A 13,832-nucleotide genomic window follows, 5' to 3' on the forward strand; every position below is an offset into this window, starting at 1 on the left:
TACCCAAATAACTTGGAGTTGCAGCTAACAATCCTGCGATTTCAAGTATGAAGGGGAGATAGGGAGTAGTGACTGTGGCTAATCACCCTCGTGCTGGGCAAGCTGCTCAGCAAAGCGATTTGATTAATGTTGCTCAGTTGACGTCGCAATATTATGTATTGCAACCTGATGCTGAAAATCAGGAACATGCAGTCAGGTTTGGGACGTCGGGCCATCGTGGCAGTTCATTGCGTCACAGTTTTAATGAAGCGCATATTTTGGCCATCGCGCAGGCGATTGCTGAAGTTCGCCATCAGCACGGCATTACTGGCCCATGTTATGTGGGTAAAGATACCCATGCGCTGTCTGAGCCCGCTTTTATTTCGGTGCTGGAAGTGCTGACGGCGAATGGTGTCGATGTTGTGGTGCAGCAAGATAATGGCTTCACTCCTACCCCGGCCATTTCTCACGCCATTCTTTGCTATAACGCGCAGGGTAAAAATTTGGCCGATGGCATTGTCATTACGCCATCTCATAACCCTCCTGAAGATGGCGGCATCAAGTACAACCCACCGAATGGCGGCCCGGCTGATACCAATCTGACCTCGGTGATAGAAAAACGCGCCAATCAGTTACTCAGTCTGAAATTAGAGGGTGTCAAACGCCAAACGCTGGATAAAGCCTGGCACGGCAATCATCTGTGTGAGCAGGATTTGATTCAGCCGTATGTAGAAGGTTTAGTCGATGTTGTTGATATTCCAGCCATTCAACAGGCTGGTCTGAAATTAGGTGTTGATCCGCTCGGCGGTTCAGGTATTGCCTACTGGCAGCGTATTGGCGAGCATTATAAGTTAGATCTGACGTTAGTGAATGATTCTATCGATCAGACTTTCCGCTTTATGCATCTGGATCATGATGGTGTGATCCGCATGGATTGCTCATCAGAATATGCGATGGCGGGCTTGCTGGCTCTACGTGATAAATTCGATTTAGCCTTTGCTAATGATCCCGATTATGACCGCCACGGTATTGTGACGCCCGTTGGTTTGATGAACCCGAACCATTATTTAGCCGTATCAATCAATTATCTGTTCCAGCACCGTCCACAATGGGGCGCAGATGTGGCGGTGGGTAAGACGCTGGTATCCAGTGCGATGATTGATAGAGTGGTAGCTGATTTGGGCCGTAAGCTGGTGGAAGTCCCGGTCGGTTTCAAATGGTTTGTTGAGGGTTTACACGACGGCAGCTTTGGATTTGGTGGTGAAGAGAGCGCCGGGGCATCTTTCCTGCGCTTTAATGGCAAACCTTGGTCGACGGATAAAGACGGCATTATCATGTGCTTGCTGGCGGCTGAGATCACCGCGGTTACCGGTAAAAATCCACAGCACCATTATGATGATTTAGCGAAACGCTTTGGCGCGCCAAGCTATAACCGTATTCAAGCCCCAGCAACCCAGGCACAGAAAAACGCATTGTCCAAGTTGTCACCAGAAATGGTGAAAGCCAGCACGCTGGCTGGTGACCCCATCACTGCCCGCCTGACGGCTGCTCCGGGTAATGGCGCATCCATTGGCGGGTTGAAAGTGATGACTGACAACGGCTGGTTTGCTGCGCGCCCATCGGGTACCGAAGATGCCTACAAGATTTACTGTGAAAGCTTCTTAGGCGCGGAGCATCGCGAAAAGATAGAGCAGGAAGCGGTCGATATTGTTAGTGCAGTATTAGCCGGTAAATAGCCATTACAGGTAAGAAATAGCGCCGGTTGGCGCTATTTCGCCAACACCCATATAAGCAAAAAAACAACGGCGATACTCGCTGTTGTTAATATTCTACAGTGACCAAACCGCCAGAAAAACTATCCATCGGTATTGGGGATTTTAAATATTTTATATTGGATTGATAGGCTTCTTTGGGAGCAAAAGAAGAGAGCGCCTGAGTAATATAAGTTATGTCAGGCAAGTTATCACCAAAATAGAAAGATTTTTCTTCATACATTTCTCGCAATGCATTATTCTTCTCAATAAGTACATTAGTCAGGTTTCCCCTTGTTATTTGTTCAAAATCAGGTGTTTTTTCACAAAAAACATCAGAGAGTTCAGTTTGATAAGAATCACCAAAATCTTTTATCTTGCTCAATGCAGCCATTAATTTTTCAGAATCTCCATTGTATTTTTTCACTATATTATTAATCATTACTGCATGAATTTTTTTATCAGACTCACTGCCATGACTAAGATACGATTTCGTCTGTAAGTTTTTAACTTTATAGCCATCTGGGGCATATTGATCTTTGATAATAATGACCAGATTATTAGGATGATCTTCAGTGCTCGATAGTATCAGGTGATTGCCATAACGCGTGAATTTGAGCTGATGGAAAAAATAATCATCAATACTGATTGTATTTTCTTCACCACCGTATTCTACTATCATGTTGATACCATCATAAGCGGAGAAAACATATAAATCATTACCGGTTCCTCCGGCTAAATAATCGTTATTCTTCCCGCCTTCGATACGATCATTACCTTTCCCGCCAAATATTTTATCATTACCCCGCCAACTACTTTCACTGGCAAAACAGGCAAAGGCATCCGCATCGCCATGTAACTCATCATCACCCTCACCACCATCAAGAAAGTCATCACCCGCGCCGCCAGCCAGCCCATCATTACCTTCACCGCCAATCAAAACGTCATTTCCACCTTGACCAAACAGCGAATCAAAAGAGTCATAACCCATAATAAGATCGTTGCCATCCCCACCCGCTAAGTTGTCATTTTTATCGCCACCCATAATAGTATTATTCCCCTCACCACCGGTGACCTCATTCCTTATATATTTATGCCCTGAGAAATTGTCATTTCCAGTTAGGTGAAATCTATTTGATGGCAGAGTATTAGTGATTAGATGGTATGCGGATTTATATTTTATATCTTTTCTAATGAGCAAGAGATCTTTGCTAGGACCATCGTAAAAATCTTTTCTTTTCTTGGTTTCCTTTAGCGTTAAGAATAACTCATTTTTTATTCCATTTTTGTCACGCAAAATGACAGATTTAACAATTAAGTTTCCATTTTCAATTACGTGGTAAGTTTTGCTGAAAAAATAATTATCATCGGCAATTATAATGACTTTAAGTTTTGAGTCTGCATATTGGAAAAATACTTTGTCAGGCGATATATCGTCTAAAAAAATAGATTTCATTTCTCCATTAACTATCAATATACCTGTAATCGGAGTTGTTCTGGTTTTTTTGTTACTTTTTTTAGTACTCAAAATAGTTTCCTTTTTTATATGTTATTGATCATCCTTCTATTGGATTCTAAAAAATAAATAATTTCAAATAAAGTTAAATAACATTATTATTTATTATTTATTATTTATTATTGGTTATTTAATTAAACAGGATAATGAACTTGATTTTTTATGCAAATTACCCCAATGCTACCATCAATGCGCCCGCTGTAATCAGTGCCACACCGAGTCCGGCCACTAATGAAATTTTTTCGCCAAATAGAATAAAAGCCAGAATCACGGCGAAGACTACGCTGAGTTTATCAATCGGCGCCACTTGTGAGACATTACCATTTTTGATTGCCATAAAATAGAATAGCCAGGATAACGCCCCTGCGACACCACTGAGTACCACAAAAAGTAGCGCTTTTTTATCCGCCAATACCGTGCCGACCAGATTAAATTTGCCCTGAACCACCACCACTCCGACCAAAAATAATGCCATCACTACAGCACGTACGGCGGTGGCGGTATTGGCATCCAAATGCTGTAGACCGATTTTACCGAAGATAGCCACTAAAGATGCTGAAACGGCGGATAGCAGGGCGTAAATTAACCAAGTGCTCATAATGAATAAGACCTATTATCATCAAAAATCTGATGCTACGCCGTTAGATTTATTTTTCATAGCCTTAAGAGGAGTTTTATGACTAATAAACCGTTACGGAATAAAGCGATAACCCACCCCCGTTTCTGTTAATAAATGTTTAGGGCGGGTAGGGTCGGTTTCTAATTTTTGACGCAAGTGGCCCATATAAATGCGCAGATAATGGCTGTGCTCGACATAATTTGGCCCCCAAACTTGGTTGAGTAACTGGCGTTGGGTAATGACTTTACCGGTATTCGCCAATAATGCTGAAAGTAAACGAAACTCAATTGGGGTTAGGTGGAGGTCAATACCGGCGCGGGTGACTTGGCGATTAATCAAATCCACGCTGATATCTGAAAAATTGACCAGCGGGCTTTCCTGGCTGCCTCCACTGTGGCGGCGTAAAGCCACCCGCACTCGTGCCAGTAATTCACTGATACCAAAGGGTTTACTGAGATAGTCATCAGCACCAGCATCCAGTGCCGCCACTTTGTCTTCTTCGCTGCTGCGGGCCGATAACACAATAATCGGGATGGCGCTCCACTGACGTAAATCCTGAATATAGGTTAAACCGTCACCATCCGGCAGGCCCAAATCTAAAATAATGAGATCGGGTTTACGGGTTCCGGCTTCAATCAGGCCGCGTTGTAGAGTTTCACTTTCAAATACGCGCCAGCCCTCACCCTCCAGCGCAATACGAACAAAGCGCCGGATCTCTTTTTCATCTTCAACGATCAGGATGTTAGTCGGGGATATCGTCACGTTTCCTCAGTATCGATGTTTTCACTGTCAATTTCCGGGGCTTTCTCCAGTGGCAAGGTAAAGTGGAAGCTTGCGCCGCCATCTTGACTTTTTTCCACCCAGATCCGCCCGCCGTGTACATCAATAATGGCACGACAAATGGCTAAGCCCAAGCCCACTCCCGGAATAGCTGACTCTTTGTTACCGCGAGAGAATTTATCAAAAATCAGTTGTTCCTGCCCAGCAGTGACTCCGGGGCCATTGTCCCAGACTTCGACATTCAGCCACTCGCCTTGTACCTTAGCTCTAATTCCCAACATTGCAGTATAACCGGCGTATTTATGGGCGTTTTCCAGTAGGTTAATAAACACCCGCTCCAACAAGCTGCCATCACAGTTGATTAACACCATTTCGTCCGGTAAGTCGACCTTAATCTGATGGTGACTTAATGTGGTTTCCAGCATATGCAGGGCGCTACCGACGATTTCTTCCAGTGACTGCCACTCTTTACGCAGGTTAAAACCGCCCGATTGGATACGGGCCATATCCAGCAAATTGTTGACCAGTCGGGTGGTGCTGAGTACTTGTTGACGGATTTGATTGGCTTGCGGTGCATGCCGTGAACCTTCGGCGGCCAGATCCAGTGTCAGGATTTCCGCCTGACCGAATAACACGGTTAGCGGGGTACGCAAATCATGGGAAAGTGCCGCCAGCAGGGAGTTGCGTAGTTGCTCGCGTTCTGCATCCAGTTTGGCCAATTCGGCGCTGCGGGCCAGATGCAACCTTTCCAGCGCGTTGGCAATCAAGCTGGTGAAAGTCTGTAGCAAGCGCTGTTGCTCCGGCACCATCAGTTGGCGTAGGTTGGCCGGTTCAATCGCCAACACCCCGTAAGTTTGTTTCGATGCCGTCAGAGGAAGTAATTGGTAAGGTACACCCGGTAAGGTATCAGTACCCGCGCCAGCGGGTGCGCCTTTGTCAAAGCTCCAGCGTGCAATGGCCTCATCGACGGAAAGCGCTCCCCCTTCATCGGTAGTAATTTGTTGTAAGCGCCCATCTTCTTGTGGCAACAGCAGGTCAGTTTTGGCCTGAAAACTGCTGGAAAGAAAATGACGGCTGGTTTTGGCAATATCTGCTGGGGTGAGGGCGCGGCTTAATCCGCGTGACATTTCATACAGATGTCTGGCGCGTTGCTCGCGATAACGGGCAATTCTGGCTTGATAACGCACTCCGGCCGTCAGGTTCCCCACCACGATACCAACAATCAACATGACGCCAAAAGTCAGCAAATATTGCACATCAGTGACCGCCAGTGACCAGTGCGGTTGGACAAAAAACAGATCGAAACTGACGACATTGATAAATGCGGCCAAGACGGAAGGCCAGCGGCCATAAAACAGCGCAATAATCACGACGCCGAGCAAGTAAATCATCACCAGGTTGGCTTGGTCGAACCCCGGTATTAGCCACTGTGATAATACGGTGATCAGCGCACACAGGCCAATGGCCGCGACACAGCCGCGTAATTGCATCCGCCATTTTTCAGTGAAAGTGCGTGAGTCGGTCTCTTTCACGACATTGGCGGGAGCATCCCCCTCCAGTGCAATAATCACTAAATCTAAATCCGGCCCGAGTTTACCCAAACGGTCGGCAAAGCTGCCGCGCAGTTTCCAATGTTGTTCAGTGCGGCGGCCAATAATGATTTTGCCCAAATTATGTTCGCGGGCGTAACGTAATATCGCCCGTTCTTCACTGGGTTCCGATAAAGTGGCGGTTTCAGCCCCTAACTCTTGCGCCAGTTTTAGGGTGCGCAAAATGGCGCGACGTTTGGCTTCCGGTAAGCCGTGCAGCCGTGGGGTTTCAACATACACTGCATGCCAAATGCAGCCCAACCGCGCCGCCAACCGGGCTGCGGTTCGCACCAGTTTTTCATTGCCGCTGTTGTGGCCGATACACAATAAAATAGCATCGCGGGTATGCCAAACACGCTCGCGCCCTTGAGTATCGCGAAAGGCGCGCATCTGGTCATCAACCCGATCCGCGGTGCGGCGCAGGGCCAATTCGCGCAGTGCAATCAAATTCCCTTTGCGGAAAAAATGCTCAATAGCGCGCTCGGCCTGCCCTGGGATATAGACTTTCCCCTCATTGAGCCGTTGGCGAAGGTCATCAGGGGGAAGATCGACTAAGACCACTTCCGTGGCCTCGTCAAACATATGGTCGGGTACCGTTTCCCGCACTCGAATACCGGTTACGCCACCGACCACATCATTCAGACTTTCCAAATGTTGCACATTGACGGTGGTCAGCACGTCAATGCCCGCATCCAGCAGCTCTTCAACATCTTGCCAGCGTTTGGGGTGGCGGGAGCCATGGGCATTGCTGTGAGCCAGTTCATCCATGAGGATCAGCGCGGGGTGGCGGGCGAGGGCGGCATCCAAATCAAACTCGCGCACTTGCCGATTGCGGTGATGAATCCGCTTTAGTGGCAGAATTGCCAGCCCTTCCAGCAAGGCGGCGGTTTCACTGCGCCCGTGAGTTTCGACAACGCCGACTAATACATCCAGCCCCTGCGCCCGCAGGCGCTGGGCTTCTTGTAGCATGGCGTAGGTTTTGCCCACTCCGGCGCAAGCCCCAAAAAAGACTTTTAGCCGGCCACGGGATTTTTCATTCGCGGCCGCAAGCAGACTGTCAGGGTTTGGGCGGGTTGGTTCTGCATCCACCATGTTATGTCCTTAAGATTTTACCGGAGTCGCCGGGATTTTCACGTGACTCTGGGCATCCAGCGCCATATTCAGATTCAGCACGTTGACCACGGATTCACCGAAGAAATTTGGCGTTGCTTTCTGTACATTGTCATCAATCAATTGTTTGACCTCAGACAGCGGCATTTGGCGAATGCTGGCAATACGCGGGGCTTGATAATAGGCTGCTTCCAGTGAAATTTGTGGGTCGAGACCACTGGCTGAAGCGGTTACCAAATCAACCGGCACTGGCCCAGTTTGTGTCGGGTTTGCCTGGCGCAGTAATTTAACGCGCTCACTGATGGCTTTATCCAAATCCGGGTTGCTGGCCGCCAAGTTGCTGCCGCTGGATGACATTGGATTATAAGGCATATCGGCGGTTGCCGATGGGCGGCCGGCAAAATAACCCGATTGAGTAAAGTTTTGGCCGATCAAGCTAGAGCCGACCACCTCATCACCCAACATCACCAGTGAACCATTCGCTTGCTGTGGAAATATCAGTTTTGCCAGCCCAGTAGTCAATAGAGGATAAGCTATTCCGGTGATAAGTGTCAGTAATATCAGTAAAACCAATGCAGGGCGCAGATAGGACATGCGCCCGGTTGATGACATATTTTTTGTGGATGACATATTCGTGGTCGATGACATCTTTTATTACCTCAATTTGAGTCTTAAAAACGGCCACCCCAAGGCGGCAGTGGCCGTGACGAAATACATTCTTGGCTTAGTTTAAATTAAGCAGCCTTAAGCCAGATTTAACGCCGTCAGCACCAGATCGATGAGCTTGATACCAACAAACGGCACCAGTAACCCGCCCAAACCGTAAATCCACAGATTGCGGCGTAACAGGGCGGCGGCGCTCATCGCCTTATAACTGACCCCTTTTAGCGCCAGCGGGATCAGGAACACAATCACCAGCGCATTAAAGATAACCGCCGACAATATTGCCGAGGCCGGTGAATGTAATTGCATCACATTCAAGGTGTTAAGCTGTGGGTAAGTGGCCGCAAATGCCGCCGGAATAATGGCGAAATATTTGGCGACGTCGTTGGCGATACTAAAAGTGGTCAGCGAGCCACGGGTCATTAGCATTTGTTTGCCGATATGCACCACTTCAATCAACTTGGTCGGGTTAGAGTCCAAATCCACCATGTTGCCCGCCTCTTTGGCGGCTTGAGTCCCAGAATTCATCGCCACCGCGACATCCGCCTGTGCCAGTGCTGGGGCGTCGTTGGTGCCGTCGCCGGTCATGGCCACCAGTCGCCCCTCGGCCTGATATTGGCGAATCAAGGCCAGCTTGGCTTCCGGTGTGGCTTCGGCCAGAAAATCATCGACCCCAGCCTCAGCCGCAATCGCCGCCGCAGTCAGACGGTTGTCACCGGTGATCATCACGGTTTTAATGCCCATTTTGCGCAGCTCAGCAAAACGTTCTTTAATGCCGCCTTTGACGATATCTTTCAGCGCCACCACCCCCAGCACCCGAGGGCCATCGGCCACCACCAAGGGGGTACCGCCGGTGCGCGCTACACTTTCCACTGCATCTTCTACCGCGCGTGGGAAATGACCCTGATTGGATTCCACATGACGGCGAATCGCATCGACCGCACCTTTGCGAATCATTCGGTCTTGTATATTCACGCCGCTCATGCGGGTTTGTGCTGAGAAGGGTACAAAGGTGGCATTCAAACTGTGCAAGTCGCGTTCGCGCAAGTTAAAGCGCTGTTTAGCCAGCACCACAATACTGCGGCCTTCCGGGGTTTCGTCGGCCAGTGATGAGAGCTGTGCGGCATCCGCCAGTTGTTGCTCGGTCACTCCCGGTGCAGGCAAGAATTCTGATGCCTGGCGGTTACCCAGCGTGATGGTGCCGGTTTTATCCAGCAGCAGCACATCGACGTCACCGGCAGCTTCGACGGCGCGCCCGCTGGTGGCTATCACATTGGCCCCTAACATGCGGCTCATCCCAGCCACGCCAATAGCGGATAACAACCCGCCGATGGTGGTGGGGATCAAGCAAACCAGCAGTGCTACTAGCACAGTGATGGTGACCGGTGAACCGGCATGGTTGGCTTCAACACTGAAGACTGAAAATGGGTATAAAGTCGCGGTCGCCAGTAAAAAGACGATAGTCAGTGCCACCAGCAAAATGGTCAGCGCCACTTCATTCGGGGTTTTGCGCCGTTTAGCCCCTTCCACCATGGCTATCATGCGGTCGAGGAAAGTCTCGCCGGGGTTAACACTGCACTGAACCACCAGCCAGTCTGATAGCACCCGAGTCCCGCCGGTTACCGAGGAGAAGTCGCCGCCGGATTCACGGATAACCGGCGCAGATTCACCGGTAATGGCGCTTTCATCCACCGAGGCCCCGCCCTCCAGCACTTCACCGTCACAGGGCACGGTGTCACCGGCTTCAATCAGCACCACATCACCTTTGCGCAAACTGTCGGCAGAGACTTTCTCTTGCGGTGCATCAAAGCGGGCTTCAGTCAGTTTTTTCGCCCAACTGGTTTTTTTCACGCCGCGCAGACTCTCCGCCTGCGCTTTGCTGCGCCCCTCGGCCAATGCTTCGGCAAAGTTGGCGAACAGCACGGTAAACCATAGCCACAGGGCAACACTGCCGGTAAACATGGCATTGCCAGCGGTCTGTCCGCTTAAAATAGCCAACCAAATCAGGGTGGTCAGCCCACTACCCAGATACACCACGAACATCACCGGATTGCGCCACTGGACGCGCGGGTCCAGTTTCTTCACGGCATCAAGCAGCGCAGTGCGAACCAGTGCTGGCTCAAAAATTGCGCGTTGTTTGCGGGTCATAGTTATTCTCTCTTAGTGACGATACCCTTGGACTTGAAGTTGCAGGGGCGTTCGTTTGCCACCTACGGCAACTCCAAGCTCTTTGGCTATATAATCAATGTGTTAACCAAACTTGTAGATGTTCGGCGACCGGGCCTAGGGCCAGAGCTGGGATAAAGGTCAATGCGCCCACCAACAACACGGTGCCCACCAGCAAGCCGATAAACAGTGGCCCCGCAGTAGGCAGAGTGCCGTTGCCAGCCGGTTGCCGTTTCTTCGCCACCAATGAACTGGCAATCGCCAGCACCGGCAGAATCACACCGAATCGACCCAAGAACATCGCCGCAGCCAGCAGCAAGTTATAAAACGGCGTATTGACACTCAGGCCAGCAAAGGCGCTGCCGTTGTTATTGGCCGCCGAAGAGAGGGCGTAAAGCACTTCGCTAAAACCATGCGCACCGGGGTTAAGAATCCCTGCGCGACCGGCATCAGTGCCGAGCGCCAGTGCGGTGCCTAACAGCACGATAGTTGGCGTGACCAAAATCGCCAGCGCGGTCATTTTCATATCAAATACGTCAATTTTCTTGCCGAGGTATTCAGGGGTACGGCCAATCATCAGCCCGGCAATAAAGACCGTCAGCAGCACGAATAACAGCATGCCGTACAAACCGGAGCCGACGCCGCCAAACACCACTTCACCAATCTGCATCAACCACAGGGGCACCATGCCACCCAGCGCGGTAAAGGAGTCATGCATGGCGTTAACCGCACCGCAAGATGCCGCAGTGGTGACTACGGCGTACATGCTGGTCGCCAGAATACCGAAGCGGGATTCTTTGCCCTCCATATTGATATTGCTGTCGGCACCCAACTGCATCAAATGCGGGTTACCGGCCAGCTCGGCATACATCACCACCACCACCGCCACCACAAAAATCAGTGACATGGCCCAGATCAGCGCGTGGCCCTGGCGGTTATCCCCGACCACTTGGCCGAAAGAGAAACACAATGCGCAGGGGATCAGGAAAATCGCCAGCATTTGCACAAAGTTGCTAAATGCCGTCGGGTTCTCAAACGGATGCGCTGAGTTGGCACCAAAGAAGCCGCCACCATTGGTACCCAGCAGTTTTATGGCTTCCTGCGAGGCCACCGGCCCCATTGGCAAGGTCTGTTTTACCCCCTCGAGGGTGGTGATATGCAGATAACTATCCAGATTCTGCAAGACGCCTTGACTGACAAAAACCAGCGCAATAAGCAGCGAAATTGGCAATAAGACATATAAAGTGATGCGAACCAAATCGACCCAGGCATTGCCCAATGTGCTGGCTGAATGGCGGGCAAATGCGCGAATTAGCGCAAAAGCCACCGCAATACCGGTGGCAGCAGAGAGGAAGTTTTGTACTGTCAGACCGGCCATTTGGCTCAGGTAACTGAGGGTATTCTCCCCGCTATAGGCTTGCCAGTTAGTGTTAGTGACAAAACTCACCGCAGTATTCAGCGCTAAATGCCATGACAGCCCCGGCATATTTTCCGGATTCAGTGGTAATGAACCTTGCATCATTAACAGCGCGAACAACAGCACCACGCCCAGCACGTTAAAACTGAGAATGGCCAGCGCATATTGCCAACCGTTCATTTCCTGGTTTTTTACCCCACTACAGCACCATAAACCGGCCTCGATTCTTTGTAATGGCGCGAAGGGCTCACCTTCAATAAGGCGCGCCAAGAAACTTCCCAATGGACGGGACAGCACCAACAACACCAACATAAAGCTGGCAATAAGCAGAAATCCTGATGCCGCCATTTAAAAGTCCTCCGCGTTAAATAAGGCATAAACCAGATAGCCCAGTAGCAGCAGAACCAGCAGCGCACCACAAATGATGCTGACACTCACGATATACCTCCACAGGTCTTATTTTTTGATAACCCAGTTTTTTGATGAACAAGTTTTGATAACCAAGTTTTGATAACAGCAGCTTAGAAAGTTGTAAGAAAAGTTCTTGATAAAAAAATGGGGAGGGGTGTAAAAAAAGTATAAAAATGGTCAAGAAATAACCGTTTTATGGGTATAAAGTACTCAGTGGCGAGGTGCGGCAGACCATCAAATTAGCTGGACCGATATTTTTTGGGTGAATGCATCCGCTTTTCTGATTTGCAGAGGGGTTGGTCACCCTACGTGAAACAAATTATAAAATTACATTAACTTGTCTGTAACAAAATTACAGGATTGGTGGTTTTTTTGTGCTTTTTACGCAATTGAGTGGTCGGATGAGTGGTAAACTTTCAATCAATGCGGTAAAATTTTGTCCAGTTACCAATTTTGTTTATTTTACTTTCAACGCCACGCGGTAATCGGCCCTCTGCGAGTTAGGGCTAGCGGTTACATAAAGGCGTTTTAAAGGAGGGTTATTATGACCATGTACAACGCATACCCATTGCATCAGGTTATTTTGCGTCGCATCGTAGTGATTCTGGTGGGGTTATTAGCGCTACCGGTGATGCTTTTCCGCAAAGACCGCGCCCGTTTTTATAGCTATTTGCACCGTGTCTGGATCAAAACCAGTGATAAACCGGTTTGGTTGGCACAGTCTGAAATGGCCCCGCAAGATTTTTATTGATCTAAAAGAATAGTTCAACACAAGGCCCGTGAATATGATGTGTTCACGGGCCTTTTCATTGATGCACTCTTTCAGCATTAAATAATGACCAACCCATATTATAAACCAATTCTTAATTCGAATTCATTCGCAATTAAAATGCTTCTATTTTATTAATATCATTATTATTTATTTGATTTTAATTCAATTACCATTCTTTGTGATGCATCATGAATCTGCTAAGCATGGTTAGCTAATTAATTGTATATGGAGATAATATGGAGATTTACGTACAGACAACATCGTTAGTCAATTATAACAAAGGTGTTTTTTCACTCTATTTTGTTAGTCAAAATCAGCAGCAAATGGCAAAGGGTATGGCGGCTAAAAACGATAGCGAACTTGAGTTAAAACAAGTTGTACATATGCCAGCATCCGGTTTTATGTATATGGTCTCAATGGTAAAGAATATGCTGGAAGATCCTCGAATGCAGCAGGAAATTGACAATATGATTAATGCCAACTTATTACCACTTAGTGGTGATGGGGAAGGTAATGATGAAATTGAAAGTGACGGAGAAAAAACACTAAAAAAATAAAATATAAGTTAATGGAATAATAGGTTGGTGGTTGGTAGTGATAAATAATAAATTCACATCGCTAGAATCATCCGAAATACAAAAAATAATGGGTGGAGTAATGCTGTTAACGCAGCGTTCTCCGCTGCATAGAGCTTATTTTGTTTCGGAATGGTTTCAGCAGATTTACCCGGCGATTATATTAAATCAATTTCGTTATTATGAAGATGAACAGGGTAACCCACTTGCATTTTGCAATTGGGCATTTTTATCTGAAAAAAATATGAACGAAATACTTTCAGGTGAGCGTGATATTAGAAAAGAAGATTGGCAGTCCGGCAGTAATATGTTTTTCCCAGAAATGATAGCCCCTTATGGTCATGCGAAAATGATGGCGACTGATTTGCGCAGGAATATACATTCTTCCAGAAAGGGAGAATGGGTGTGTGCTATCCGGGGGCAACTCAATAAACAGTGTTCTTCAGATAAACCCAAAATCCAATGGTTTAAAATTTAACTTAAT

At 48.2% G+C, this 13,832-nt stretch carries 12 protein-coding genes; 4 read left to right on the plus strand and 8 right to left on the minus strand.

The window, feature by feature from the left end:
• Positions 1-74: 74 nt before the first annotated feature.
• The gene (gene pgm / locus DX162_RS12390) at positions 75-1,715 is read left to right on the plus strand and encodes a phosphoglucomutase (alpha-D-glucose-1,6-bisphosphate-dependent) (RefSeq protein WP_032819875.1); all 1,641 of its coding nucleotides are present in this window, start codon (positions 75-77) and stop codon (positions 1,713-1,715) included.
• Positions 1,716-1,800: 85 nt separating this feature from the next.
• Here the strand turns inward: pgm and DX162_RS12395 are convergent, their stop codons facing one another.
• From DX162_RS12395 to DX162_RS12430, 8 genes are all read right to left on the minus strand, one after another.
• Complete coding sequence (locus DX162_RS12395) at positions 1,801-3,258, minus strand: calcium-binding protein (RefSeq protein WP_098081187.1); 1,458 nt, start codon at positions 3,256-3,258, stop codon at positions 1,801-1,803.
• A 157-nt stretch (positions 3,259-3,415) separates the two neighbouring features.
• The gene (locus DX162_RS12400; protein ID WP_004390561.1) at positions 3,416-3,844 is read right to left on the minus strand and encodes an EamA family transporter; all 429 of its coding nucleotides are present in this window, start codon (positions 3,842-3,844) and stop codon (positions 3,416-3,418) included.
• A gap of 93 nt (positions 3,845-3,937) precedes the next feature.
• Positions 3,938-4,627: a two-component system response regulator KdpE gene (gene kdpE, locus DX162_RS12405; RefSeq protein ID WP_032819845.1), complete on the minus strand. Its 690-nt coding sequence runs from the start codon at positions 4,625-4,627 to the stop codon at positions 3,938-3,940.
• The gene (gene kdpD / locus DX162_RS12410; protein ID WP_004390559.1) at positions 4,624-7,326 is read right to left on the minus strand and encodes a two-component system sensor histidine kinase KdpD; all 2,703 of its coding nucleotides are present in this window, start codon (positions 7,324-7,326) and stop codon (positions 4,624-4,626) included. The genes kdpE and kdpD overlap by 4 nt, the downstream gene beginning before the upstream one ends.
• Before the next feature lie 9 nt (positions 7,327-7,335).
• The gene (gene kdpC, locus DX162_RS12415) at positions 7,336-7,974 is read right to left on the minus strand and encodes a potassium-transporting ATPase subunit KdpC (RefSeq protein WP_032819874.1); all 639 of its coding nucleotides are present in this window, start codon (positions 7,972-7,974) and stop codon (positions 7,336-7,338) included.
• Positions 7,975-8,088: 114 nt separating this feature from the next.
• On the minus strand, positions 8,089-10,155 hold the full coding sequence (gene kdpB / locus DX162_RS12420; protein WP_004390556.1) for a potassium-transporting ATPase subunit KdpB: 2,067 nt from the start codon (positions 10,153-10,155) through the stop codon (positions 8,089-8,091).
• A 94-nt stretch (positions 10,156-10,249) separates the two neighbouring features.
• Positions 10,250-11,938, minus strand: coding sequence for a potassium-transporting ATPase subunit KdpA (gene kdpA, locus DX162_RS12425; protein WP_004390555.1), 1,689 nt, complete (start codon positions 11,936-11,938; stop codon positions 10,250-10,252).
• The gene (locus tag DX162_RS12430; RefSeq protein ID WP_032819844.1) at positions 11,939-12,028 is read right to left on the minus strand and encodes a K(+)-transporting ATPase subunit F; all 90 of its coding nucleotides are present in this window, start codon (positions 12,026-12,028) and stop codon (positions 11,939-11,941) included.
• Between the two features lie 517 nt (positions 12,029-12,545).
• Between DX162_RS12430 and DX162_RS12435 the strand changes: the two genes are divergently transcribed.
• The 3 genes from DX162_RS12435 (at position 12,546) to DX162_RS12445 (ending at position 13,826) form a co-directional block, all read left to right on the plus strand.
• Positions 12,546-12,752 (plus strand): YbfA family protein, encoded by a 207-nt coding sequence (locus DX162_RS12435; protein WP_004390554.1) that lies wholly within the window; start codon positions 12,546-12,548, stop codon positions 12,750-12,752.
• Between the two features lie 257 nt (positions 12,753-13,009).
• The gene (locus tag DX162_RS12440; protein WP_004390553.1) at positions 13,010-13,330 is read left to right on the plus strand and encodes a hypothetical protein; all 321 of its coding nucleotides are present in this window, start codon (positions 13,010-13,012) and stop codon (positions 13,328-13,330) included.
• Between the two features lie 37 nt (positions 13,331-13,367).
• The gene (locus DX162_RS12445; protein ID WP_153043086.1) at positions 13,368-13,826 is read left to right on the plus strand and encodes a toxin-activating lysine-acyltransferase; all 459 of its coding nucleotides are present in this window, start codon (positions 13,368-13,370) and stop codon (positions 13,824-13,826) included.
• Positions 13,827-13,832 lie beyond the last annotated feature (6 nt).

The organism is Yersinia kristensenii (assembly GCF_900460525.1).
Lineage (GTDB): Bacteria > Pseudomonadota > Gammaproteobacteria > Enterobacterales > Enterobacteriaceae > Yersinia > Yersinia kristensenii.